General features: G+C 69.7%; 20 protein-coding genes. 8 read left to right on the forward strand and 12 right to left on the reverse strand.

Annotated elements, in window-relative coordinates; genetic code table 11:
* Positions 1-118 precede the first annotated feature (118 nt).
* The 4 genes from M4D53_RS15480 to dut form a co-directional block, all read right to left on the reverse strand.
* Positions 119-2,998, reverse strand: coding sequence for an aconitate hydratase (locus M4D53_RS15480; protein WP_187661561.1), 2,880 nt, complete (start codon positions 2,996-2,998; stop codon positions 119-121).
* A gap of 108 nt (positions 2,999-3,106) precedes the next feature.
* Positions 3,107-3,841: a DUF3159 domain-containing protein gene (locus M4D53_RS15485; protein WP_259954905.1), complete on the reverse strand. Its 735-nt coding sequence runs from the start codon at positions 3,839-3,841 to the stop codon at positions 3,107-3,109.
* Complete coding sequence (locus tag M4D53_RS15490) at positions 3,838-4,425, reverse strand: DUF3710 domain-containing protein (RefSeq protein WP_060921813.1); 588 nt, start codon at positions 4,423-4,425, stop codon at positions 3,838-3,840. The genes M4D53_RS15485 and M4D53_RS15490 overlap by 4 nt, the downstream gene beginning before the upstream one ends.
* A complete protein-coding gene (dut, locus tag M4D53_RS15495; protein ID WP_187661564.1) occupies positions 4,422-4,892 on the reverse strand; it encodes a dUTP diphosphatase in 471 nt (156 codons plus the stop codon). Before dut ends, M4D53_RS15490 begins: the two co-directional genes overlap by 4 nt.
* A gap of 12 nt (positions 4,893-4,904) precedes the next feature.
* Between dut and M4D53_RS15500 the strand changes: the two genes are divergently transcribed.
* Positions 4,905-5,369: a DUF3093 family protein gene (locus tag M4D53_RS15500; protein ID WP_187661565.1), complete on the forward strand. Its 465-nt coding sequence runs from the start codon at positions 4,905-4,907 to the stop codon at positions 5,367-5,369.
* A gap of 72 nt (positions 5,370-5,441) precedes the next feature.
* Here the strand turns inward: M4D53_RS15500 and M4D53_RS15505 are convergent, their stop codons facing one another.
* On the reverse strand, positions 5,442-5,735 hold the full coding sequence (locus tag M4D53_RS15505) for a DUF4193 domain-containing protein (RefSeq protein WP_060921810.1): 294 nt from the start codon (positions 5,733-5,735) through the stop codon (positions 5,442-5,444).
* Positions 5,736-5,934: 199 nt separating this feature from the next.
* Here M4D53_RS15505 and sepH point away from each other — a divergent pair, with 199 nt between their 5' ends.
* Positions 5,935-6,981, forward strand: a complete 1,047-nt coding sequence (gene sepH, locus M4D53_RS15510; RefSeq protein WP_187661566.1) for a septation protein SepH — start codon at positions 5,935-5,937, stop codon at positions 6,979-6,981.
* A gap of 16 nt (positions 6,982-6,997) precedes the next feature.
* Here sepH and M4D53_RS15515 read toward each other — a convergent pair whose 3' ends face one another.
* Positions 6,998-8,119: an alkaline phosphatase family protein gene (locus tag M4D53_RS15515; RefSeq protein ID WP_259954906.1), complete on the reverse strand. Its 1,122-nt coding sequence runs from the start codon at positions 8,117-8,119 to the stop codon at positions 6,998-7,000.
* A gap of 44 nt (positions 8,120-8,163) precedes the next feature.
* On the opposite strand from M4D53_RS15515, the gene M4D53_RS15520 reads away from it, so the two are divergent.
* Positions 8,164-10,605 carry a DNA gyrase/topoisomerase IV subunit A gene (locus M4D53_RS15520; RefSeq protein ID WP_259954907.1) on the forward strand — a complete coding sequence of 814 codons (2,442 nt, stop codon included), beginning with the start codon at positions 8,164-8,166 and terminating at the stop codon, positions 10,603-10,605.
* Between the two features lie 60 nt (positions 10,606-10,665).
* Here the strand turns inward: M4D53_RS15520 and M4D53_RS15525 are convergent, their stop codons facing one another.
* Positions 10,666-12,777 (reverse strand): DNA gyrase/topoisomerase IV subunit B, encoded by a 2,112-nt coding sequence (locus M4D53_RS15525; protein WP_396817878.1) that lies wholly within the window; start codon positions 12,775-12,777, stop codon positions 10,666-10,668.
* A gap of 181 nt (positions 12,778-12,958) precedes the next feature.
* Here M4D53_RS15525 and M4D53_RS15530 point away from each other — a divergent pair, with 181 nt between their 5' ends.
* The gene (locus M4D53_RS15530; protein WP_025103577.1) at positions 12,959-13,177 is read left to right on the forward strand and encodes a DUF7455 domain-containing protein; all 219 of its coding nucleotides are present in this window, start codon (positions 12,959-12,961) and stop codon (positions 13,175-13,177) included.
* 26 nt (positions 13,178-13,203) lie between these two features.
* Here the strand turns inward: M4D53_RS15530 and M4D53_RS15535 are convergent, their stop codons facing one another.
* Both M4D53_RS15535 and M4D53_RS15540 read right to left on the reverse strand, forming a co-directional pair.
* On the reverse strand, positions 13,204-14,241 hold the full coding sequence (locus M4D53_RS15535; RefSeq protein WP_259954908.1) for an alanine racemase: 1,038 nt from the start codon (positions 14,239-14,241) through the stop codon (positions 13,204-13,206).
* An 11-nt stretch (positions 14,242-14,252) separates the two neighbouring features.
* Positions 14,253-14,957: an alanine racemase gene (locus M4D53_RS15540; protein WP_232089028.1), complete on the reverse strand. Its 705-nt coding sequence runs from the start codon at positions 14,955-14,957 to the stop codon at positions 14,253-14,255.
* An 84-nt stretch (positions 14,958-15,041) separates the two neighbouring features.
* Between M4D53_RS15540 and M4D53_RS15545 the strand changes: the two genes are divergently transcribed.
* The gene (locus M4D53_RS15545; RefSeq protein WP_025103580.1) at positions 15,042-16,058 is read left to right on the forward strand and encodes a sugar-transfer associated ATP-grasp domain-containing protein; all 1,017 of its coding nucleotides are present in this window, start codon (positions 15,042-15,044) and stop codon (positions 16,056-16,058) included.
* Positions 16,059-16,209: 151 nt separating this feature from the next.
* Here the strand turns inward: M4D53_RS15545 and M4D53_RS15550 are convergent, their stop codons facing one another.
* The 3 genes from M4D53_RS15550 to M4D53_RS15560 all read right to left on the reverse strand — a co-directional run bounded on the left by M4D53_RS15550 (position 16,210) and on the right by M4D53_RS15560 (position 19,252).
* A complete protein-coding gene (locus M4D53_RS15550; RefSeq protein ID WP_187661571.1) occupies positions 16,210-16,902 on the reverse strand; it encodes a coenzyme F420-0:L-glutamate ligase in 693 nt (230 codons plus the stop codon).
* Positions 16,902-18,143, reverse strand: a complete 1,242-nt coding sequence (locus tag M4D53_RS15555) for an RNA polymerase sigma factor (RefSeq protein WP_187661572.1) — start codon at positions 18,141-18,143, stop codon at positions 16,902-16,904. The genes M4D53_RS15550 and M4D53_RS15555 overlap by 1 nt, the downstream gene beginning before the upstream one ends.
* Before the next feature lie 167 nt (positions 18,144-18,310).
* Positions 18,311-19,252, reverse strand: a complete 942-nt coding sequence (locus M4D53_RS15560; RefSeq protein WP_187661573.1) for a proteasome assembly chaperone family protein — start codon at positions 19,250-19,252, stop codon at positions 18,311-18,313.
* Positions 19,253-19,366: 114 nt separating this feature from the next.
* Here M4D53_RS15560 and M4D53_RS15565 point away from each other — a divergent pair, with 114 nt between their 5' ends.
* From M4D53_RS15565 to sucB, 3 genes are all read left to right on the forward strand, one after another.
* The gene (locus tag M4D53_RS15565; protein ID WP_259954910.1) at positions 19,367-20,851 is read left to right on the forward strand and encodes a leucyl aminopeptidase; all 1,485 of its coding nucleotides are present in this window, start codon (positions 19,367-19,369) and stop codon (positions 20,849-20,851) included.
* Between the two features lie 5 nt (positions 20,852-20,856).
* A complete protein-coding gene (gene lpdA, locus M4D53_RS15570) occupies positions 20,857-22,230 on the forward strand; it encodes a dihydrolipoyl dehydrogenase (RefSeq protein WP_259954912.1) in 1,374 nt (457 codons plus the stop codon).
* A gap of 66 nt (positions 22,231-22,296) precedes the next feature.
* The coding region (gene sucB, locus M4D53_RS15575) for a 2-oxoglutarate dehydrogenase, E2 component, dihydrolipoamide succinyltransferase (protein ID WP_259954914.1) at positions 22,297-24,057 on the forward strand (1,761 nt) is incomplete at its 3' end.

The following is a 24,057-nucleotide window of genomic DNA, read 5'->3' on the forward strand; positions in this document are numbered from 1 at the left end:
GGGTGCGGACGTCTTCCCGATCCTACCGCTCGGAGCCGGGAATCCCCCGAGGGCGGGGGACCCTTGACACGCCGAAGGGGCCCGTGTCGGTGGACACGGGCCCCTTCATCGATGTGCCTCAGACGAGCGAGCGCAGCACGTACTGCAGGATGCCGCCGTTGCGGTAGTAGTCCGCCTCACCGGGGGTGTCGATGCGGACGACCGCGTCGAACTCGACCGGCTGCTTGCCCTCGGGCGAGTGCTCGCTCGGGGTGGCGGTGACCTTGACCGTCTTCGGGGTGACGCCGTTGTTGAGCTCCTCGAGCCCCGTGATCGAGACGATCTCGGTGCCGTCGAGGCCCAGCGACTCCCAGCTCTCCCCGGCGGGGAACTGCAGCGGGACGACGCCCATGCCGATGAGGTTGGAGCGGTGGATGCGCTCGAAGCTCTCCGTGATCACGGCCTTGACGCCCAGGAGGCTCGTGCCCTTGGCCGCCCAGTCACGCGACGAGCCGGAGCCGTACTCCTTGCCGCCGAACACGACGAGCGGGGTGCCCTGCTCGGCGTAGTTCATGCACGCGTCGTAGATGTACGACTGCGGGCCGTCGGGCTGGGTGAAGTCGCGGGTGTAACCGCCCTCGACGACCTGTCCGTCGTTCACGGCCGAGACCATGAGGTTCTTCAGGCGGATGTTCGCGAAGGTCCCACGGATCATGACCTCGTGGTTGCCGCGACGCGAGCCGAAGGAGTTGAAGTCCTTGCGGTCGACGCCGTGCTCCGTGAGGTACTGGGCCGCGGGGGTGCCCGGCTTGATGTTTCCGGCGGGCGAGATGTGGTCGGTGGTGACCGAGTCGCCGAGCGTCGCCATGACGCGCGCACCCTCGATGTCCTTCACCGGGGTGAGCTCCATCGTCATGCCGTCGAAGTACGGGGCCTTGCGCACGTAGGTCGAGTCCTCGTCCCACTGGAACGTGTCGTCGTCCGGCGTGGGCAGGTTGCGCCAGCGCTCGTCACCGTCGAACACGGTGGCGTACTGCTTGATGAACTGGTCGCGCGAGATCGACGAGTCGACGATCTCCTGCACCTCGTCCGGCGAGGGCCAGATGTCCTTGAGGAACACGTCGTTGCCGTCCGCGTCCGTGCCGAGCGCGTCGGTCTCGAAGTCGAAGTGCATCGAGCCGGCGAGGGCGTACGCGATGACCAGCGGCGGGCTCGCCAGGTAGTTCATCTTCACGTCCGGGCTGATGCGGCCCTCGAAGTTGCGGTTGCCCGAGAGGACGGCCGTCACGGCGAGGTCGTGCGAGTTGATCGCCTCGGAGACCTCTTCGATCAGCGGACCGGAGTTTCCGATGCAGATGGTGCAGCCGTAGCCGACCGTGTAGAAGCCGAGGCCCTCGAGGTCCTTGTCCAGGCCGGACTTCTCGTAGTAGTCCGTGACGACCTTCGACCCCGGGCCGAGCGTGGTCTTCACCCACGGCTTCTGCTTGAGGCCCTTCTCCCGCGCCTTGCGGGCGAGGAGACCGGCGGCGATCATGACCGACGGGTTGGACGTGTTGGTGCACGACGTGATGGCGGCCAGCGTGACGGCGCCGTTGTCGAGGGTGTACTGCTCGCCCTCGGGAGTCGTGACCGGCACGGGGTTCGACACGTTGGCCGGCGCACCGCTGCTGATGTGCACCGGACGCGTGGTCGGCTCCTCCTCCCCCGGGACCTGTCCGGGGTCGGACGCCGGGAAGGAGTGCTTGGACTCGAGGTCGACGATGTCGTCGCTGGTCGAGGCCGTGGCGTAGTTCAGGATGTCCTGCTCGAACTGCGTCTTCGCCTCGGAGAGGAGGATGCGGTCCTGCGGGCGCTTCGGACCGGCGATGGACGGGACGACCGTGCTGAGGTCGAGCTCCATGTACTCGCTGAAGACGGGCTCGTGAGAGGCGTCGTGCCAGAGCTTCTGCTCCTTGGCGTAGGCCTCGACGAGCGCGACGGCCTCGTCGCTGCGGCCGGTGAGACGCAGGTAGTCGAGGGTGACGTCGTCGATCGGGAAGATCGCGGCGGTCGAGCCGAATTCGGGCGACATGTTGCCGATCGTCGCGCGGTTCGCGAGCGGCACGGAGGCGACGCCCTCGCCGTAGAACTCGACGAACTTGCCGACGACGCCGTGCTTGCGCAGCATGTCGGTGATGGTGAGCACGACGTCGGTCGCCGTCACACCGGCGGGGATCTCACCGGAGAGCTTGAAGCCGACGACGCGCGGGATGAGCATCGACACGGGCTGGCCGAGCATCGCGGCCTCGGCCTCGATGCCGCCGACGCCCCAGCCGAGCACGCCCAGGCCGTTGACCATCGTGGTGTGCGAGTCGGTGCCGACACAGGTGTCGGGGTAGGCCTGGAGGACGCCGCCGTTGGTGCGGTCGTAGATGACCTTCGCGAGGTGCTCGATGTTCACCTGGTGGACGATGCCGGTGCCGGGGGGTACGACCTTGAAGTCCTGGAACGCGGTCTGGCCCCAGCGGAGGAACTGGTACCGCTCGCCGTTGCGCTCGTACTCGATCTCGACGTTGCGCTCGAGCGCGTTCTCGGTGCCGAACAGGTCGGCGATGACGGAGTGGTCGATGACCATCTCGGCCGGCGAGAGCGGGTTGATCTTGTTCGGGTCTCCCCCGAGCGCCGTCACGGCCTCGCGCATGGTGGCGAGGTCGACGATGCAGGGCACACCGGTGAAGTCCTGCATGACCACGCGCGCCGGCGTGAACTGGATCTCGGTGTTGGGCTCCGCGTTGGCGTCCCACGACCCGAGCGCCTCGATCTGCGCCTTCGTGACGTTCGCGCCGTCCTCGGTGCGAAGCAGGTTCTCCAGGAGGACCTTGAGGCTGAAGGGGAGCTTGTCGAAACCGGGCACCGTGTCGATGCGGAAGATCTCGTAGTCGGTGCTGCCGACCGTCAGGGTGCTCTTGGCACCGAAGCTGTTCACCGTGGACACGAATCCGTCTCCTTCTATTCGGATGGGAGCGACAGGCGCCTCCATCTTGCTCGCCGGTGCGGCCGCGCGGCTAGCAAGGGGGACCTAACCAGTCTGCTCCGCGCAGGTCACCGGCGAAAGCCCGTGATTTATCTTGATGTCGAGATAAATCTATCACGCCGCCGCGGAGTCGTCGTGCGACGACTCGCGGGGATAGAGCGCACGGACGACCAGCCAGGTCACGGCGATCAGCGGCGCGAACAACGGCAGCCCCATAACGAGCTTGAGGGTTCCGAGCGCCGTCGTCTGCTCGGCCAGGTACAACGGAAGCTGCACCGCAAGACGGGCGAAGAACAAGGCGGCCCAAGCAATTGCGAGCCAGAAGAACGCGCGGCGCTTCCGCCTGTCTGCGCGCCATGCCGTCCCCTCCCCCATGAGGAATCCGACGGCAAGACCGATCAAAGACCAGCCGATGAGCGCAGACACGAGGATCGCAGTGCCGTAGGCAGCGTTCGTTATCAAGCCGGGCACGAAGTTGTCCTGTGCGCGCCCGGTCCAAAGCGCGAGCCCGGCGGCGGCCACGGCGGCGATCAGTCCGCCGAGGGCGGCCGACGGCGGCGACTTCTGCACCAGCCGGACGAGGGTGAACACGGCGGCCAGACCGACCGACACTCCGAGGGGCAGCAGCAGGGGTTCCGGCCGGAGGGTGAACAGGATCACGAACGCGAGGCTCGGCAGCACCGACTCCAGGATCCCGCGCCAGCCGCCCATGGCCGACCAGACGACCTTGTGCGTCTGCGCGTTCTCGGACGGATCGAGCCCAGCCTTGCGCGCCGCACCGCCGAGGGCTGCTCCGAGGATCTCCGACGCGCTCTGCGTGCGCGGCTCCTCGGGGTCCGGCGTGGTCACGCGGAGCCCGGCGTCGCCGGCATCTTCAGCGGGATGAGGTCGCGCGGCGGCATGGGCGCTCCCCCGCGCACGACGACGATCGAGCGGAACAGGTCCTCGACCTTCGCCGCGGCCTCGGGGTCGGACGCCGCCGCGCCGCCGATCACGCCGCGCAGGAACCAACGGGGACCGTCGATGCCGATGAAGCGCGCGAGACGCAGGCCGGAGCCCTCGCTGGCCGTCGCGGGGACCTCGGCGAGGAGCTCCTTGCCGAGCGGTCCTTCCCGCTCCTCGACGCGGCCGCCCTGCGCCTTGACCTGGTCGCGCAGCTGGACCCGCGTCTCATCCCAGAGACCGCCGCTGCGCGGAGCCGCGAACGGCTGCACCTGGAGAGAGGACTCGGCGTAGTCGAGCCCGACCGCCACGATGCGCTTGCTCTGCTCCTCCACCTCGAGCCGCAGGTTCAGGCCCTCGCGCGGCAGGATCTTGATCCCGCCGAGGTCGATGTAGGGGCGGACGGGGTTCGCCTCGGAGTCGTCGAACGGGCCCTCGGTGGCGCGGTTCTCCGGCGCCGACTTGGAGGGGGTGTCGTTGCTGTCGGTCATTTCGCCTGTCCTGCTTCGTTCTCGGGGGTCTGTGCCTGATAGCCGGTCGATCCGAACCCGCCGGCGCCGCGAACGCTGTCCGGCAGCTCGTCCACCGGAAGGAACCGGGCCCGAGTGACGGGCATCACGATGAGCTGCGCGATGCGATCGCCGACGGCGACATCGTACGCGCTGTGGATGTCCGTGTTGATCAGGCTCACCTTGATCTCTCCCCGGTAGCCGGCGTCGACGGTGCCGGGCGAGTTCACGATCGAGATGCCGTGCTTCGCCGCGAGACCGCTGCGGGGCACCACGAAGGCCGCATAGCCGTCGGGCAGCGCGATGCGCACGCCCGTGGGTACGAGAGCCCGATCCCCCGGCTCCAACCGCACGGCCTCGGCGGCGACGAGATCGGCTCCGGCGTCGCCCGGATGCGCATAGCCGGGGACCACTGCGGCGATAATGGGGACATCAACGGAATCGGTCACCCCATGAGGCTAATGCAGAACCCCGCAACGGACGCACGTCCCCGCTACCACGAACGACTGGCCCCCAGCCTGTGGCTGCTGGTCACGATCGCCCTGGCGGGACCGATGGTGTCCCTGATCTTCGTGCCGGTCGGCTCGACCTTCGCGCTGCTCCTCGGAGCGGCGGTCTCGGCGCTCCTCGTGGTGGCGGCCCTCGCCCTCGCTCCGGTGGTGTCGGTGCAGGACGGCGTCCTCCGAGCCGGACGCGCCCACATCGACGTGCGCTATCTCGGCGAGCCGACGGCACTGACCGGCGAGGAGGCGCGCAGCGCCAGAGGACCCGAGCTCCCGGCTCGCGGGTGGCACCTCATCCGCGGCGGCATCGACGGAGTCGTCGTGGTGCCGAACACCGATGAGGCCGACCCCGTCGTGGCCTGGACGATCTCGACCCGCACCCCCGACCGCCTCGCCGCGGCCATCCGCGCCGCACGGGACTGACCGCCCCGCAGACGACAGCGCGCCCCTGACCGGGATGGTCGGGGGCGCGTGGGGCGTCGCTCGGAGGGCTGCTCAGGCAGCGCACTCCTTGCAGATGGGGCCGTCGGGTCCCTCGTGGTCGAGCTGCGAGCGGTGCTTCACGAGGAAGCAGCTCATGCAGGTGAACTCGTCCTGCTGCGCGGGCAGCACGACGACATCCAGCTCGAGGTCGGAGAGGTCCGCGCCAGGGAGGTCGAAGCTCGACGGGTTGTCGGAGTCCTCGTCTCCGGTCGTGCCGGACAGCTTGTCCGGCACACGCTCCTTGAGGGCTTCGATCGACTCGGAGTCGTCTTCACTCTTTCGGGGAGCGTCGTAATCGGTTGCCATGCGGTGAATCTCCACTTTCATGGTGCGAGTGGGCGGGTGCGCCGTCGGGTAATCGGCGGCCATAGTTTGCATGACCGGCGGGCGTTTCGCAAATGCCCTCCCATGCGACAGGGCAAACTCACGGCACGCCCGCCGTATTCCCTGTCCCGGCCCGTCCGGCGTGACACCATGAACGCACACCCATCAGAGGGGCATTCGCATGGAAAACGTCACCATCGTCGGCACAGAAGCAGGAGTGCTCGTCCTCGCGACCGAGGCGGGCGAGCGGTTCGCGCTGCCCATCGACGCGGTGCTGCAGCGGGAGATCCGCCGCGCGACCCGCCAGGCCGAGCCGGCCGCACAGAAACTCGCCGCGAGCCCGCGGGATATCCAGGCGCAGATCCGCGCCGGTCTCACCGCCGCGGAGGTCGCCGAGCTCCTCGGGATCAGCGTCGACGACGTCGCCCGGTTCGAGGGCCCCGTCCTCGCCGAGCGCGAGCACATCATCGGCCAGGCCCTCGCCGTGCCCGTCCTCATCGGCAGCGAGGTCGAGCCGGACGCGCAGCCCACCTTCGGAGCTGCGGTCCGCGCCAAGCTCGCCGAGGTGTCCGCATCGTCCGAGCGCTGGGCCAGCTGGAAGGAGGAGTCCGGCTGGATCATCAAGCTCGAGTTCTCCGCCAACGACGTCGAGCACGACGCGCGCTGGAGCTTCGACCCGCGACGCAGCGCCCTCTCGCCCCTGAACGCCGATGCCACGCAGCTCTCCCGCCAGGGTTCACTCCCGGAGGGACTCATCCCCCGCCTGCGCGCGGTGGAGGCCGACCGTGCCGCCTCGCCCTATAAGGACGACAGCCGTTTCGATTCGGGTGCCTTCGGTCCCCGCCTCGTGCCGACGCCCGCCGCGGAGGCGGAGGAGCCGGCGCAGCCCGAGCGTTCGGCACCGGCGGTCCAGGACGCGGCGATCAACCGCGCTCCCGACTCCGCCTCGACGAGCCCGGAGACCGCGGACCTCCTCGAGGCCCTGCGTCGTCGCCGCGGACAGCGGGAGCCGTCGCCGATCGAGCACGAGGTCGAGGAGATCCAGGAGGATTCCGACCCGATCGCCCTGTTCGCCGCGCTCGAGGAGCCGGACGACGAGCCCGAGGCTCCGGAACCCGCACCGCGTCAGCCCGGGTCGGGCGACAGCGAGGGCAGCGGACGCCGACGGCGCCGCAACGCGATGCCGTCGTGGGACGAGATCGTCTTCGGAGCGCGCACCGACGAGTGATCGTTCCGGGGCCCCGTCAGGAGGCGAAGGCCCCGAACCGCAGGAACGGTACCCGGGTCTCGTCAGGCGTGAGCGCTCCGTGCTGTCCCACCATCCCTCGGTTGCGCTGGTCCTCGGCGGTGCCGTCGTAGAGCGCGCGCACTCCGGTGGCGATGACCAACACGTCGCCGATGCGATCGAGGACCTCATCGCGCACGACCGGACCGAAGAGGCCCGCCCGGACCGCCTCCTCTCGGGTGACGACATCGGCCGCGCCCTCGAGATCGCTGCGCAGACGCGTCGTCACCAGCGCCGCATCGGCGTCCGGCTCGCGGTAGAGGTGCAGCATTCGGGGTTCCCCACCGACATGACGGATGCCCCCGAGATGCTGCTCCTCGAGCACCACCTGCCGGTGGAACGGGACGTCGACCATGCCGTGGTCAGAGGCCACGACCACGCCGACCCGCGGGGGGACGCGAAGCGACAGCGCTCCGTCGATCCGCTCCAGCGCCGCCACCCACTCGGCAGAGGCGACACCGTGCTTGTGCCCCGCCTTGTCGACCTCGGGGAGGTAGCAGTAGACGAGCGACCCCGGATGCTCCTCGGCCAGCGTGTACGCGACCTCGACGCGTTCCTCCGGCGTCGCAGCGGGCACGAACGTCGCCCCCCTCAGCGTGGCGCGGGTGAAGCCGCTGTGCGCGTAGGTCGCGAGTCCGACCGCGAAGGTCTCCCGCCCGGCGACTGCCGCGCGCTCGAAGACGGTGGGCGCCGCCTGCCAGGTGAGCGGGTCGAGGCCGTCCGTCTCCCACCCGCTGAGCTGGTTCACGAGGACATCCCGTTTCGGGTCCCTGACCCGGTACCCGACGAGGCCGTGTTCTCCCGGCCACACGCCGGTGGTGAGGCTCGTCAGCGCGGCGGCCGTCGTCGTCGGGAAGACCGTCTGCGCGATGTCCTTCTTCGTCATCGACGCGGTCAGCGACCGCGCGTGACCGGCATGCCCGCGGAGGCTAATCGCACCGAGGCCGTCGATCACGACCAGCACCACCGCGTCGGCGCGGGGCAGCGTGGCGGATTCGCCGCGGAGAGCGGCGCACAGGTCGTCCGCCACCCCGACGACGCTCCGGGCGCCCGGCGGCGCGGACGGTAGCATGAAGGACATCCGAGCCAGTCTGACACAGGCTCCCGTACGCCCTCAGGAAGTCCATGCCGAAAACCCCGCCGCCCGAGCCTGTCGAGGAACGCATCCAGGACATCGATCTCTCCCACGAGATGCAGGGCTCCTTCCTCGAGTACGCGTATTCCGTCATCTACTCGCGTGCGCTCCCCGATGCCAGGGACGGCCTGAAGCCGGTGCAGCGCCGCATCCTCTTCCAGATGGCGGAGATGGGATTGCGGCCGGACCGCGGCCACGTCAAGAGCGCCCGCGTCGTGGGCGAGGTCATGGGGAAGCTGCATCCGCACGGCGACTCCGCGATCTACGATGCCCTCGTCCGCCTCGCCCAGGAGTGGGCGCTGCGGGTGCCGCTCGTCGACGGTCACGGCAACTTCGGATCCCTGGACGACGGCCCGGCTGCCGCGCGATACACGGAGGCGCGCCTCGCCGCCCCCGCGCTGTCGCTCACCGAGAACCTCGACGAGGACGTCGTCGACTTCATCCCGAACTACGACGGCCAGTTCCAGCAGCCCGCCGTCCTGCCTGCGGCCTTCCCGAACCTGCTCGTCAACGGCGCCAGCGGTATCGCCGTGGGCATGGCGACCAACATGGCGCCGCACAACCTCATCGAGGTCGTCGCCGCGGCGACCCACCTCCTCGAGCACCCGGACGCCACCACCGAGGACCTCATGGAGTACGTCCCCGGGCCGGACTTCCCATCGGGCGGGATCCTCATGGGGCTCGACGGCGTGAAGGACGCCTACGCGACCGGTCGCGGCGCCCTCAAGGTCCGTGGACGCACGTCGATCGAGCCGCTGGGTCCCCGACGTACGGGCATCATCGTCTCCGAGCTCCCATACATGGTCGGCCCGGAGCGTCTGATCGAGAAGATCCGCGACGCGGTGCAGGCGAAGAAGCTCCAGGGCATCAGCGACGTCACCGACCTCACCGATCGCAACCATGGCCTCCGCGTCGCCATCGGCATCAAGACCGGATTCGACCCCAACGCCGTCCTGGAGCAGCTCTACCGGCTCACGCCGCTGGAGGATTCCTTCAGCATCAACAACGTCGCGCTCGTCGACGGCCAGCCCCGAACGCTCGGCCTCAAGGAGATGCTCAGCGTCTACGTCGGCCACCGCATCGAGGTCATCACGCGCCGCAGCCGGTACCGTCTCGCCCGTCGGGAGGAGCGCCTGCACCTGGTGGAGGGGCTTCTCATCGCGATCCTCGACATCGACGAGGTCATCCAGGTCATCCGGTCGTCCGACGACACCGAGCAGGCACGCACCCGGCTCCGGTCCGTGTTCGACCTCAGCGAGCCGCAGGCCGAGTACATCCTCGAGCTGCGGCTGCGCCGCCTGACGAAGTTCTCGCGCATCGAGCTCGAGGCGGAGCGGGACGCCCTCCTCGCGGAGATCGCGTCGCTACGGGAGCTGCTCGCCAGCCCGGCGCTGCTGCGTGCCGCCGTCGCCCAGGAGCTGGACGCCGTGGCCGAGGCCTACGGGACGCCGCGTCGCACCCTGCTGATGAACGCGGCCCCGCCGAAGCCCCGCGCGACGAAGGGCGCGGTGGATCTGCAGATCGCCGACGCTCCGACCACCGTGGTCCTCTCGACGACGGGGCGCGCCGTGCGCGTGGACCTCGGCGAAGGACAGGAGCTCACCGCCCCTGCCCGGCGGAGCAAGCACGACGCCATCCTCGCGACCGTCGAGACGACGGTCCGCGGTGAGGTCGGTGCGCTCACGAGCACGGGACGCGTCGTCCGCTTCTCCCCCGTCGATCTGCCCTCGGTGCCCGGCACCTCCGTACAGCTCGCCGCGGGGACTCCGCTGCGCGACTACCTGGGGGTCACGACCAAGGGCGAGCGCATCGTCGGGTTCATCCGATTCGACAGCGACACCCCGGTCGCCCTCGGCACCGCGCAGGGCATCGTCAAGCGGATCGTGCCGTCGACCCTGCCGGTGCGTCCGGACCTGGAGGTCATCGGCCTCAAGAGCGGAGACTCGGTCGTCGGTGCGGCCGACGCGGCGGACGACGCCGACCTCGTGTTCCTGACGACCGACGCCCAGCTTCTGCGGTTCGCGGCCTCGGCGGTCCGCCCGCAAGGAGCACCCGCCGGCGGGATGGCGGGCATCAAGCTCGGCTCCGGCGCCGCGGTCCTCTTCTTCGGTGCCGTCAGCCCGGACACCGACGCCGTCGTCGCCACGGTCTCCGGCGCGGAGAGCATCCTGCCCGGCACCGATCCGGGCCGCGCGAAGGTCTCGGCGTTCACCGAGTACCCGTCCAAGGGCCGCGCGACCGGTGGCGTCCGCGCCCACGCCTTCCTGAAGGGCGAGGACCGCCTCACGGTCGCCTGGGTCGGCCCCCGCCCGGCTCTGGCCGTAGACCCCACCGGCGCGGTGCGCAAGCTCCCCGAGCCCGGAGCGCGCCGCGATGCCTCCGGCCAGCCGATCGACGGCGTCATCGGCAGCATCGGCCGGACCCTCGTCTGACCCGTCCGCCAAGAAAGGGGACCCGGCCTCGCCGGGTCCCCTTCTTCGTCCCCGCCGCCCTCAGGCGTCGATGGCTTCGCGCGAGAGCTGGTCCGCGGAGTCGATGATGAACTCCCGCCGCGGGGCGACCTCGTTGCCCATGAGCAGCTCGAAGACGCGGCCCGCGGCCTCGGCATCCTCCATCCGTACCCGGCGGAGCAGGCGACCGGAACGGTCCATCGTCGTGTTCGCGAGCTGCTCCGCGTCCATCTCCCCGAGACCCTTGTACCGCTGGATCGGCTCGTGCCAGCGCTTGCCGGCCTTGCGGAGCTTGGCGAGCAGGGCGTGCAGCTCCTGCTCGCTGTAGGTGTAGATGGTCTCGTTCGGCTTCGAGCCAGGGTTGATGACGATGATCCGGTGCAGTGGCGGCACGGCGGCGAACACGCGTCCATGCTCGATGAGCGGCCGCATGTAGCGGAAGAACAGCGTGAGCAGGAGCGTGCGGATGTGCGCTCCGTCGACATCGGCGTCGCTCATGAGGATGATCTTCCCGTAGCGCGCCGCGTCGATGTCGAAGGTCCGCCCGGAGCCCGCGCCGATCACCTGGATGATGGACGCACACTCGGCGTTGGACAGCATGTCGCCGACCGACGCCTTCTGCACGTTGAGGATCTTCCCGCGGATGGGCAGCAGCGCCTGGAACTCGCTGTTGCGGGCGTTCTTGGCCGTGCCCAGCGCCGAGTCGCCCTCGACGATGAAGAGCTCGCTGCGCTCCACGTCGTTCGTCCGGCAGTCGACGAGCTTGGTCGGCAGGGTGGACGATTCGAGCGCGTTCTTGCGGCGCTGCGTCTCCTTGTGGGCGCGTGCGGACACACGCGCCTTCATCTCGGAGACGATCTTGTCGAGCAGCTGCGTGGCCTGGCTCTTGTCGTCGCGCTTGGTGGAGGTGAAACGCTGCTGGAGGTCCTTGCGCATCACCTGCGCGACGATCTGGCGGACCGCGGGCGTGCCGAGCACCTCCTTCGTCTGACCCTCGAATTGCGGCTCCGGCACGTTGACCGTGAGGACGGCGGTGAGGCCGGCGAGGACGTCGTCCTTCTCGAGCTTGTCGTTGCCGACCTTGAGCCGACGCGCGTTCTGCTCGACCTGGCTGCGGAGCACCTTCAGCAGCTCCTGCTCGAAGCCCTGCTGATGCGTGCCGCCCTTCGGCGTGGAGATGATGTTCACGAAGGAGCGGATGCGGGTGTCATAGCCGGTGCCCCAGCGCAGGGCGATGTCGACGGCGCAGACGCGCTCGACCTCGGTCGCCACCATGTGGCCGTCGGGCTGCAGGACCGGGACGGTCTCGGTGAACGTGCCCTCTCCCTGGATGCGCCAGGTGTCGGTCACCGGCGGGTCGACCGCCAGGTACTCCACGAACTCGGAGATGCCGCCCTCGTAGAGGTACGAGGTCTCCACGGGGCCGGTCGGAGTGCCGTCCTCCCCCACCATTGCGCTCGCGGCGCGCTCGTCGCGGACCACGATCTCGAGGCCGGGGACCAGGAAGGCGGTCTGCCGCGCGCGGGTCTCGAGCTCGGCGAGCTGGAAGGCGGCGTCCTTGGTGAAGATCTGACGGTCGGCCCAGTAGCGCACACGCGTACCGGTGACCCCGCGCGGCGCCTTGCCGACGACGCGCAGCTCACTGTTCTCCTCGAACGGGGTGAAGGGCGCATCGGGCCGCTTCTCCCCCGAGTCCTGGAAGATGCCGGGCTCGCCGCGGTGGAAGGACATCGCGTAGGTCTTGCCGCCGCGGTCGACCTCGACGTCGAGGCGCTCGGAGAGCGCGTTCACCACCGAGGCGCCGACGCCGTGGAGACCGCCCGACGCCGCGTAGGAGCTGCCGCCGAACTTCCCTCCGGCGTGCAGCTTGGTGTAGACGACCTCGACGCCGGTCAGACCGGTCCGGGGCTCCACGTCGACGGGGATGCCGCGACCGCGGTCGTGCACCTCGACGCTGCCGTCATCGTGGAGGATGACGTCGATGCGGGAGCCGTTGCCGGCGACCGCCTCGTCGACGGAGTTGTCGATGATCTCCCAGAGGCAGTGCATGAGCCCGGGCGAACCGTTCGAGCCGATGTACATGCCGGGGCGCTTGCGGACCGCTTCGAGTCCTTCGAGCACCTGGAGATGATGGGCGGAGTACTCGGCATTCACAATCTCCGAGTCTATTCGCGGGACGGTCCCGCCCCTCGCAGACACTCCCCGCGGCACCGCCTTCGCGCGTGTGCGCGTACGCGCTGAGCGAAACACGCCGTCGACCGGGCATGCCCCCAGGTGCAGCGTGGTTGTATTGAGCACGACCAACAAGGACGCCGACACCCGAGGAGGCCCCGAGATGAATGCAACGACCGAACGTGAGACCTCCGCTGTCGAGTACCGCCTGACTGCGATGGACCGCTGTGACTCGTGTGGAGCACAGGCCTACATCGCCGCCGAGGTCAACGGCTCCGAGCTGCTCTTCTGCGCCCACCACGGCCGCAAGTACGAAGAGAAGCTGCGCAGCGTGGCCACGAGCTGGCACGACGAGACCGCTCGTCTCATCGAGACGGTCTGATCAGCGCCTGAACCGGCCGAGCCGGTTCACTCCACGACCCTCCGCCGAATCCGCGGACCGAGGCGGGTGAGGATCTCCTCGCCCACCGTCTCGATCCGCTCGGCGAGGGTCGTCGCTGTCTCCTCCCCCTGCGTGCCCGGCCCGAAGATCGTCACCTCGTCGCCGACAGCCATCCCCGGCCAGCCCTCGACGGTCGTCGTCGCCAGGTCGACCTCGGGCGCCACGCGGGGGCCGGCCGGGGTACCGACCGTCATGCCGGCCAGCGTCGAGGGCAGGCCGTCGAGACTGCCGACGGCCACGACCGCGGCGTCGCCGTCGACCCGGATTACCGGGGCGACGAGACGTGCCGCCGGGTGCACACCGTCGAGATCCGGGCCGCCCGCCGAACGGATGCCGTAGCAGAACGCCCCGATCCGTGACACCGTGCCGCGCAGTTCCGGACGCCACCAGGATGCCGCCGACGCTGTGAGGTGCAGGGCCGCCGGCACAGCTCCGGACAGCCCGGTGTGCTGCACGGCATCGAGGAACACGGACTGGGCCTCGTCGTCCTCGGCGTCGCTCGCTTCCGCGATGTGACTCCACACGCCCACGAGCGCGAGGGTGCCCGCGCTCTCGGCCGCCCTCGCCTCGGCAACGGCCGCCGCCCAGTCCTCCGGACGCACGCCATTGCGATGGAGGCCGGTGTCGATCTTGAGATGCACCCGGGCACGCACACCGAGCACGTCGGCCCGCGTGACGATGCGGCGCAGGTACTCGATCGTGCCGACGCCGAGCTCGATGTCCTGCAGGAGCGCCTCGTCGATCTCCTCGTCGGTCGAGGTCGCCCAGGCGAACACGGACGCGGTCCCGCCTGCGAGGCGCCGGACGTCGAGGCCCCCGCGCACGTCGTAGCTGCCGAACGTCGTCACCCCCGCCTCGAGCGCGGTCTCCACCGCCCAGCGGAGTCCGTGGCCGTACGCGTCGTCCTTGAGCACCAGCATCAACGTGGAGTCGCCCAGTCGGTCGCGCACGGCCGCGATGTTCGCGCGGAAGACGGCGCTGTCCAGGCGAAGTTCGGGTCGCATCGGCCCACCCATCATGCCTCCCATCCGCGCACGGCGTGAGCACCGGGGACGGCCACGAGCTCCGCGGGCGTCATCCCGGTGACCTCGGCCCAGCGGGCGATCGCGTCGGATGCGGGGCCGGTCCCGCCGAAGAACGTCACCGTGTCTCCCACCTCGGCCGCGGCGCCCTGGAGGTCGATCACACAGACGTCCATGGCGACTCGTCCGACGATGGGACGCAGCGCGCCGGCGATCTCCACGTCGGCATGATTGCCGAGAGAGCGGACGACACCCTGCGCGTAGCCGCCCGTCACGAGCGCGACCTCCGTGTCCGCTGCGGCCCGGAAGGTGTAGCCGTAGGAGACAGCCTCCCCCGCGCGCAGGCGCTTGGTGGACATGACCCGGCCGACCAGGCGCATGACCGGAGGTGTCGCCGGGATTCCCTCCGCGGACGGCAGCCCGTAGAGGAGGACGGGGTCGACGTCGGGCGTACCGACGGTCGTGGCGCTGATGCCTTCGAGGCGCAGGGCCTCGACTTCGCCTGGCGAGTCCACGAGGACCTCCTCGACGCCCGCGGCTGTCACCGCGTGGGCCACGGCGAGCAGTCCATGCCCCCATGCGTCGCGGCGGAGATCGGCACGGCGGCCCCCGGCCCGGATCGCCGCGGACGCGCCGGCAGCAAGGGCCGAACGCGAGATCATCGCCTGCGGAAGCGCACTCGAACTCGTGTCACACACGTCCTCCAGCCTAGCTTCCGCGCTCTCAGGAGCCTGGGGGCTCCCCGCGTAGACTGGGACGTCGATCCCTAGACCCGGAGCTCCATGTCTCGTCTTTCTCTCGCGCCCCGCATCCGCTATCTCCTCGGCCGTGCCCGCCGCATCGACGTCGGTTCGGTGTTCGAACGGGCGAAGGAGGCCTCGGCACAGCACCACCGTCCCGTTCCCACGATCGTCGCCGACATGCTCTGGTCGGCGGCCCGCCACAACGTGGGCTTCCAGGACTACATCGACTACGACTTCGCGATGCTCAACCGTGCCGAGCGCGAGACGTACATGACGCATCCGGTGTCCAACCAGCTCTCGCAGAAGTACGACCACCCCGACTTCCGCTGGATCTTCCAGGACAAGATCGAGTTCAACCGGAAGTTCTCCGCACATCTGCATCGCGAGTGGATGGTGGTCGAGGAGGGCAACGCCGACGAGGTCCGTGCCCTCACGGAGCGCCTCGGAACGATCGTCACGAAAGAGCCGGTCGGCCAGGCCGGTACCGGTGTGCACCGATATCACGCCGCCGACATCACGGACTGGACCGAGTTCCACCGCGGTCTCCTCGACCGCGGCGAGCTGCTGATCGAAGAGGTCATCCGCCAGCATGACGACCTGGCGGCCGTGTGCCCCGGGACCGTGAACACCACCCGCATCACCGCCTTCTTCGACGGGGAGAAGGCGCACATCCTCGCAATGGCGCAGAAGTTCGGCCGCGGCGCGGTGAGCGATCAGATGACCTTCGGCGGCTTCTACACGATGCTCGACGAGAACGGGCACGCCGTGGGGGCCGGCTATGACTCGCACGGGCACGTGCACGAGACCCACCCGGACTCGGGCTTCCGCATCGCCGACTTCCAGCTGCCCTACATGGACGAGGTGCGCGCCTTCATCGATCAGGTCGCCCGGGTCGTGCCGCAGGTGCAGTACGTCGGATGGGACGTCGTCGTGACCCCGGACGGCCCCGTGCTCGTCGAGGGGAACTGGGGCGCGGGCGTCTACGAAAACAAGCCCAGCGTCACCGGCATCCGTACCGGGCACAAGCCGCGCTACCGCGAGGTCATCGGCTTCTGACCTTTCGACAGCTCACCCTTCGACAGGCTCAGGGACCCCGCATGGGTCGCTGAGCGCGTCGAAGCGCCGGGCCACCCCTTTACATGCGAACCGGCCCCTTGCGTTCACACGCAAGGGGCCGGTTCGGTCGTGAAGGGGTGGGTCGAGCTGTTCAGACCGCGCGGACGATGCCGAGCGGCGTGGACTCGAGGCCCTGACCCAGCGGGTTGTCACCGAGGATCTTCACCAGCCGCAGCTCCCCCGCCTTGTCAAGCGTGGAGCCGAGGATGTTGCCGCCGAGATCGTTGATGTCGACCACCGCCACCTCGGCCTGGCCTCCGATCAGCGTCTTCAGGTGCGCCGCGACGCGGTCCGGGTCCTTCGGGCCGAGCACCACAGCCTCGTTGTACGGCGGGATGGTGTGCTTCGTCGGTCCGTCGATCGCGCGGGCCTTGTCCCCCGCGATGCGGTAGAAGTCGCCCTTGCGCCCGAAGGCCTTGGTGACCGCCGAGACGGCGGCAGCGAAGAGGATGCGCGGCGTACCGCACTCCCGCAACGCCATCTCCATCGTCTCGGGCATGCCGAGACCGATGCCGTACGGCGTGCGGGTGACGTACTTCGACAGGAACAGCGCGAGCTTCCGCGGCTGGATCTCGTCCAAGCGGTACGACCGGCCCTGGGTGATCGCGACGATCTTCTCGGTCACGAAGAGCAGGTCGCCCGGCTGGACGGCATCCTTCGCGTACTCCGTGATGATGGCGTCGAGGTCGTCATCCGGCATCACGACGCGGGTGCGCAGCGGGATTCGCGCGTAGCTCTTTCCGTCGACGCTCGTCTCGAGCGCCTTGCCCTCGTTCGCCTGCATCACTCGAGGTAGTCCCGCAGCGACTGCGAGCGGCTCGGGTGGCGCAGCTTGGCCATCGTCTTGGACTCGATCTGACGGATGCGCTCACGCGTCACGCCGAACGTGTCACCGATCTGGTCGAGCGTCTTCGGCTGACCGTCGCCCAGACCGAAGCGCATCCGGATCACGCCGGCTTCGCGCTCGGAGAGGGAGTCGAGGAGCTGCTCGAGCTGACGCTGCAGCATCGTGAAGCCCACGGCGTCGGCGGGGACCACGGCCTCGGTGTCCTCGATGAGGTCACCGAACTCGCTGTCTCCGTCTTCGCCGAGCGGGGTGTGCAGGGAGATCGGCTCGCGACCGTACTTCTGCACCTCGACGACCTTCTCCGGAGTCATGTCGAGCTCGCGGCTCAGCTCTTCCGGGGTGGGTTCGCGACCGAGGTCCTGCAGCATCTGCCGCTGCACGCGGGCGAGCTTGTTGATGACCTCGACCATGTGCACCGGGATGCGGATGGTGCGGGCCTGGTCGGCCATGGCGCGGGTGATGGCCTGACGGATCCACCAGGTCGCGTAGGTCGAGAACTTGAAGCCCTTGGTGTAGTCGAACTTCTCCACCGCGCGGATGAGACCGAGGTTGCCCTCCTGGATCAGGTCCAGGAACTGCATGCCGCGACCGGTGTAGCGCTTGGCGAGGGAGACGACGAGACGGAGGTTCGCGCCGAGGAGGTGGCTCTTCGCGCGCTGGCCGTCACGGGCGACCCACTGCAGGTCGAGTCCGAGCTGGCTCGTCTTCTCGGCGGGGGACATCGCGGAGAGCTTCTCCTCCGCGAACAGACCCGCCTCGATGCGCATCGCGAGCTCGACCTCTTCGGCCGCGTTCAGCAGCGCGACCTTTCCGATCTGCTTCAGGTAGTCCTTGACCGGGTCGGCCGTGGCACCGGTGATCTGGGTCGAGTAGACCGGGACCTCTTCGTCGTCCTTGGAGGAGATGACGATCGCGCCGGTCGGCAGCGGCTCGGTGAAGGCCGGCTTCGCGTCGTCCTCCTCCTCGTCGCCCGCGGCGTCCTCGGAGCCCTCGGCTGCGGCGGCGTCGTCTTCCTCGACGACGTCGTCCGACTTCTTCTTCTTCGCGGGGGCGCGCTTGGCCGCGGCGCGCTTGGGCGCAGGAGCCGCTTCGGTCGTTTCGACGTCCTCGACCTCGGGATCCGCGGTGATCTGATCGGCCTTCTTCGTCCGCGTGTTCTTCGTCGTGGCAGGAGTCACGTTTCGCCTTTCACGGGGCCGCTGGGAGACCCCGGGACATTTCGGACACTAGTAAGACCCTTGTCAAGTCCAGTGCTCGAAAACACTGATTGACAACGGGTCGGACTCCTAGTATCGCACACGTATGGCGATGAGGACGCATTCCCGCCCGATCCGCTGCGAGAGATTCAGCCGCGTCCCGGCTTGTCCTCGTCACCCGACGGCCGAGATGCGAGGTAGCGCTCGAGCTCGGCCGCGAGTTCGTCGGCGCTGGGCAGGTCGCGTTCGCTGAATCCGCCCTCGTCGTACGAGTCGTCCTCGGGGTCACGACCGGCCATGTAGGCGTCGTACCGGCGCTCGAGGTTGTGCACCATCTGCTGCAGTTCGTCGTTCGCTGCGACCTGCTCGTCGACTCGGGCGAGGTAGTCCTCACGGCGCTCCTGCACTGCGTCGAGCATGAGCACGAGGCCGGTCGAGGCCATGAGCTTCTCCGCCGCTGCACTGACCGCCTCCGGATTCTCCGTCTCCGCGAGGTAGTGCGGCACGAGGAGCACGAAGCCGACGACGCGCTCCCCGCGCTCCGCGAACCGGTACTCGAGCAGGTGACCCGCGGTCGCCGGGACCTGCGTGCGCGGACGCCACACGGAGTGCGACACGACGAGGTCGCGCCGGTTCCCGCTCACCGTCGTCCCGATGGGGCGCGTGTGCGGCACGGGCATCGCGATCGAGTGGACCCAGTGCAGTCCCGAGGCCTCGAACTCCGCAGCGAGATCCAGGACGGTCTCCGCGAAGGCGTTCCACGCGAAGTCGGGCTCGTAGCCCGTGAGCAGCAGGAACGGGCGTCCCAGCGCGTCCGTGGCGAGGGAGAGCTCCAGACGGGGCGGGCGGAACTCGGCAAGGTGGTCCTGGTCGAAGGAGATGACCGGGCGGCGTGCGCGGTAATCCAGGAGCACATCGTTGTCGAAGACCGCGAGCGGCTGCGGCGACGTCGTCTCCCGCAGATGATCGATGAGCCCCGACACCGCACTGCCCGCGTCGGTGAAACCGGTGAGCAGCATCACGAGAGGCAGGCCGTGGGGCACCGTGGGGGCGTTCGCGACGCGTTCGTGGATCTCTCCGGAGAAGGGCATGTCTCCATGCTACGAGCCGCACCCGGAGCCGGGCTCTGACGTGTCTCGCTGAGAGCGAACACACCCCGGCCGGCGGACCGACGACCCCGGGGCGGAGATCCTAGGATGGAGAGCATGACGCTTCCCGTGCTCTCGCACACCACCGATCAGTTCCCCGGAAGCGCTGCCGATGCCGCAGTGCTCGTCGTCCCCGATCTCTCCGAGTCGGCCGAGTCGCTGGCGGCTCACCCCGGTCTCGCCGACGCTCTGGCGGGCATCGGCTTCACCGGCGCCGCCGGTGCGTTCGCTCGGGTCTACGCCCCCGAGGTGACGCCCCTCCCGTTCGCCGTCGTCGGCGTCGGCGTCGGCTCCACCGTCGACGACGCCTCCGTACGGAGCGCAGCCGGCGCGGCTCTCCGCTCCCTGACCGGCTTCGACACCGTCGCGCTCGGCCTCGCCGCCGGTCTCGAGGAGCACGCCGCCGCGGCCGCAGAGGGTGCCGTCCTCGGCGGCTACCGCTTCGACGACTACCGCGCCGAGAACGGCAGGAAGAAGCGGGCGACGGCGGTCGTCGTCCACGCCCCGCTCGACGACGAGACGATCGCCCGCGCTCACGCCACGGGCGAGGCCGTCGCTCTCATCAAGGACCTCGTGAACGTGCCCGCCGAGTGGCAGAGCCCCGCGCAGCTGGCGCAGAGCGCCGCCGACAGCGTCGCGGACCTCGACGTCACCGTGGAGATCCTCGACGAGGGTGCTCTCGCGGAACAGGGTTTCGGTGGCATCCTCGGCGTCGGCCAGGGATCCGACCGGCCGCCGCGCCTCGTCCGCCTCGACTACGCGCCGGCGGACGCGCAGCGGCACATCGCCCTCGTCGGCAAGGGCATCACCTTCGACACCGGCGGACTCTCCCTGAAGCCGGCGGCTTCGATGGTCGGCATGAAGTTCGACATGGCCGGTGCCGCGACCTCCCTCGCCGCCCTCCGCGCCATCGCGGCCCTCCGCCTCCCCGTGCGCGTGACCGCCTGGCTCTGCATCACCGACAACATGCCGTCCGGTCGTGCTCTCCGCCCCGGGGACGTCATCCGCATCCTCGACGGCACCACCGTCGAGGTGCTGAACACCGACGCGGAGGGGCGCCTCGTCCTCGCCGACGGTCTGGTCGCCGCGAGCCGGGAGAACCCCGACGTCATCATCGACGTCGCGACTCTGACCGGCGCGATCGTCGCAGCCCTCGGCCACCGTCACACCGGCGTCTTCGGCGACGACGAGACGGTCGCGGAGTTCCTCGCCGCGGCCGCCCGCACGGGAGAGCCCGCGTGGCACATGCCGCTGCCCGCCTACATGGAGGAGACGCTCGACTCCCCCATCGCCGACATGATCAACGCCAACATGGGAGATCGGATGGGCGGCGCGTCCTTCGCCGGTCTCTTCCTCCGGCGCTTCGTCGGCCGCACCTCGGACGCGGACGACGCGCCGCGCATCCCCTGGGTGCACCTCGACATCGCGGGATCCGGTGAACACGCCGGCGCCCCCTACGGCTTCACAGAGAAGGGCCCCACGGGGGCGATGGTCCGATCGATCATCGCCTTCGCCGAAGCAGCATCCCACCCGGAGGCATGACACCCATGACAACCCACACCTTCGACATCGTCGTCCTGGGCGGCGGCAGCGGCGGGTACGCCGCGGCACTGCGAGCCAGCGAGCTCGGCAAGTCCGTCGCACTGATCGAGAAGGACAAGGTGGGAGGCACGTGCCTCCACCGCGGGTGCATCCCGACGAAGGCGCTGCTGCACGCCGCCGAGGTGGCGGACCACGTGCGTGACGCCGCCTCGGTCGGCGTCACGGCTTCGTTCGGCGGGATCGACCCGGCGGGCGTGCGCACGTATCGCGAGGGCATCGTCGCGAAGAAGTACAAGGGCCTCGAGGGGCTCGTCAAGGCGCGCGGGATCACGACGGTCGCCGGGCTCGGCCGCCTGAACGCGGACCGGAGCGTCACGGTCGGCGACGATGTCTATGTCGGCGCCGACGTCATCCTCGCCACCGGCTCGTACAGCCGCTCCCTGCCTGGTCTGGAGATCGGCGGACGGATCCTGACCAGCGAGCAGGCGCTCGCCCTGGACGTGATCCCGGAGCGGGTGCTCGTCCTGGGCGGCGGCGTGATCGGCGTCGAGTTCGCGAGCGTGTGGCGCTCCTTCGGAGCCGAGGTGACGATCGTGGAGGCGCTGCCCCACCTCGTCCCGAACGAGGACATCGCGATGAGCAAGGGCCTCGAGCGTGCGTTCCGCCGCCGCGGCATCCAGTACTCCCTGGGCGTGCGCTTCCAGACCGCCACCCAGGACGACTCGTCCGTCACGGTCACGCTGGAGGACGGCAAGGAGTTCACCGCCGACTACCTCCTCGTCGCCGTCGGCCGCGGCCCCGCCACCGCCGACCTGGGATTCGAGGAAGCCGGCGTGCGCCTGGACCGCGGGTTCGTGACGGTGGACGGCGACCTCCGCACCGGCGTCCCCGGCGTGTGGGCGGTCGGCGACATCGTCCCCGGCCTCCAGCTCGCCCACCGCGGGTTCCAGCAGGGCATCGCGGTCGCCGAGCGCATCGCGGGCCTCTCCCCCGTGAACGTCCCTGACGTGCAGATCCCGAAGGTCACCTACTCGAGCCCGGAGGTCGCCTCGGTCGGTCTCACGGAGGAGGCGGCGGTCACCGCGCACGGTGCCGACGCCGTCCACTCCTACGAGTACAACCTCGCGGGGAACGGGAAGAGCGAGATCATCGGCACGGGCGGCCTCGTCAAGGTCGTCCGCCTCAAGGACGGTCCCGTCCTCGGTGTGCATCTCCTCGGCGATCGCGTCGGCGAGCTCATCACCGAGGGCCAGCTCGCGGTCGCGTGGGAGGCCCATCCCGAGGACATCGCGCCGCTCATCCATGCCCACCCGACCCAGAGCGAGGCCCTCGGCGAAGCCTTCCTCGCGCTGGCCGGAAAGCCCCTGCACGCCCTCTGAGCACCAACCGGTGCCCGAGTCACTAAGCTAGACAAGCGTCATACAACTTCTGAAGGAGACTCAGTCATGAGCACATCCGTGGTCCTCCCCGCTCTCGGTGAGAGCGTCACAGAGGGTACGGTCACCCGCTGGCTCAAGCAGGTGGGAGACACCGTCCAGGCGGACGAGGGCCTGCTCGAGATCTCGACCGACAAGGTCGACACCGAGATCCCCTCCCCCGTCACCGGCGTGATCGAGGAGATCCTCGTGGCCGAGGACGAGACCGTCGAGGTCGGTGCTCTGCTGGCCCGCATCGGCGACGGCAGCGGTGCGGCACCGGCCGACGATGCCCCTGCTGCGGCTGAAGCCGCCCCGGCTGAGGCCGCCGCCCCCGCCGCTCCGGAGCCCGCCACGGCTCCCGCGGCCGAGCAGCCGGCACCAGCCGACTCCGCTCCCGCCGAGTCCGCGCCTGCGGCTCCCTCCGGCGACGCCACCGACATCGTGCTCCCCGAGCTCGGTGAGAGCGTCACCGAAGGCACGGTCACCCGCTGGCTCAAGCAGGTCGGCGACTCGGTCGAGGTCGACGAGGCGCTCCTCGAGATCTCCACCGACAAGGTCGACACCGAGATCCCGTCGCCGGTCGCCGGGGTGCTGCAGGAGATCGTCGCCGGCGAGGACGAGACCGTCGAGGTCGGCGCCGTGCTGGCACGCGTCGGATCCGGTGCTGCTCCCGCAGCCCAGCCCGAGGCTCCCGCTGCTCCGCAGGCCGAAGCTCCTGCCGCTCCGCAGGCCGAGGCGCCCGCCGCTCCGGCTCCGCAGGCCGAGGCTCCGGCTGCACAGCCCGAGGCGCCCGCTGCTCCCGCTCCGCAGGCAGAGGCCCCCGCAGCGCCCGCACAGGCCGCTGCTCCGGCACAGCCCGCGCAGGCGGAGGCCCCCAAGCTGTCGCTGCCGACCGAGAGCGACAACCTCTACGTGACCCCGCTCGTGCGCCGTCTGGCTGCGCAGCAGGGTGTGGACCTGGCCACGGTCAAGGGCACCGGCGTCGGAGGCCGAATCCGCAAGGAGGACGTCCTCAAGGCCGCAGAGACCGCCACCGCCGCACCGGCAGCCGCTGCAACGCCGGCTCCGGCCCCCCTGGAGGTGTCGCCGCTGCGCGGGACCACCCAGCCGATGTCGCGCCTGCGCAAGGTCCTCGCCAAGCGTGCGGTCGAGTCGATGCAGCAGACGGCCCAGCTCACCACGGTGGTCGAGGTGGACGTCACCGCTCTCGCCGAGTACCGCGACAGCGTCAAGGCGTCGTTCCTCGAGAAGACCGGCGACAAGCTGTCCTTCCTGCCGTTCTTCGCCCTCGCCGCGGCGGAGGCCCTGCAGGCCTTCCCGATCATCAACGCGACGGTCGACGGCGAGCAGATCGTCTACCCGGCGTCCGAGAACGTCTCGATCGCGGTCGACACCGAGCGCGGTCTGCTCACGCCGGTGCTCCGCGACGCTGCGTCGAAGAACATCGCCGAGATCGCCCACGAGATCGCCGATCTCGCGGCACGCACCCGCGACAACAAGCTGAAGCCCGACGAGCTCGCCGGCGGCACGTTCACGCTGACCAACACCGGTTCGCGCGGCGCGCTGTTCGACACGCCCGTGGTGTTCCTGCCGCAGTCGGCGATCCTCGGCACGGGCACGGTCGTCAAGCGCCCGGGTCTGGTCAAGGTCGGCGGCACGGACGCGATCGCGGTCCGCTCCTACGTGTACCTGGCTCTGTCGTACGACCACCGCATCATCGACGGTGCCGACGCGGCACGCTTCCTCGGTGCGGTGAAGGCTCGCCTCGAGGCTGCGCAGTTCAGCGGC

The sequence above is a fragment of the Microbacterium meiriae genome, assembly GCF_025143875.1.
Lineage (GTDB): Bacteria > Actinomycetota > Actinomycetes > Actinomycetales > Microbacteriaceae > Microbacterium > Microbacterium meiriae.

What these genes read in the sequence shown, in the direction of transcription:
- M4D53_RS15480 (WP_187661561.1), bottom strand. Translation starts at nt 2,998, where the DNA reads ATGGAGGCGCCTGTCGCTCCCATCCGAATAGAAGGAGACGGATTCGTG.
- M4D53_RS15490 (WP_060921813.1), bottom strand. Translation starts at nt 4,425, where the DNA reads ATGACCGACAGCAACGACACCCCCTCCAAGTCGGCGCCGGAGAACCGC.
- M4D53_RS15500 (WP_187661565.1), top strand. Translation starts at nt 4,905, where the DNA reads ATGCAGAACCCCGCAACGGACGCACGTCCCCGCTACCACGAACGACTG.
- M4D53_RS15505 (WP_060921810.1), bottom strand. Translation starts at nt 5,735, where the DNA reads ATGGCAACCGATTACGACGCTCCCCGAAAGAGTGAAGACGACTCCGAG.
- sepH (WP_187661566.1), top strand. Translation starts at nt 5,935, where the DNA reads ATGGAAAACGTCACCATCGTCGGCACAGAAGCAGGAGTGCTCGTCCTC.
- M4D53_RS15515 (WP_259954906.1), bottom strand. Translation starts at nt 8,119, where the DNA reads ATGTCCTTCATGCTACCGTCCGCGCCGCCGGGCGCCCGGAGCGTCGTC.
- M4D53_RS15520 (WP_259954907.1), top strand. Translation starts at nt 8,164, where the DNA reads ATGCCGAAAACCCCGCCGCCCGAGCCTGTCGAGGAACGCATCCAGGAC.
- M4D53_RS15530 (WP_025103577.1), top strand. Translation starts at nt 12,959, where the DNA reads ATGAATGCAACGACCGAACGTGAGACCTCCGCTGTCGAGTACCGCCTG.
- M4D53_RS15535 (WP_259954908.1), bottom strand. Translation starts at nt 14,241, where the DNA reads ATGCGACCCGAACTTCGCCTGGACAGCGCCGTCTTCCGCGCGAACATC.
- M4D53_RS15545 (WP_025103580.1), top strand. Translation starts at nt 15,042, where the DNA reads ATGTCTCGTCTTTCTCTCGCGCCCCGCATCCGCTATCTCCTCGGCCGT.
- M4D53_RS15550 (WP_187661571.1), bottom strand. Translation starts at nt 16,902, where the DNA reads ATGCAGGCGAACGAGGGCAAGGCGCTCGAGACGAGCGTCGACGGAAAG.
- M4D53_RS15560 (WP_187661573.1), bottom strand. Translation starts at nt 19,252, where the DNA reads ATGCCCTTCTCCGGAGAGATCCACGAACGCGTCGCGAACGCCCCCACG.
- M4D53_RS15565 (WP_259954910.1), top strand. Translation starts at nt 19,367, where the DNA reads ATGACGCTTCCCGTGCTCTCGCACACCACCGATCAGTTCCCCGGAAGC.
- lpdA (WP_259954912.1), top strand. Translation starts at nt 20,857, where the DNA reads ATGACAACCCACACCTTCGACATCGTCGTCCTGGGCGGCGGCAGCGGC.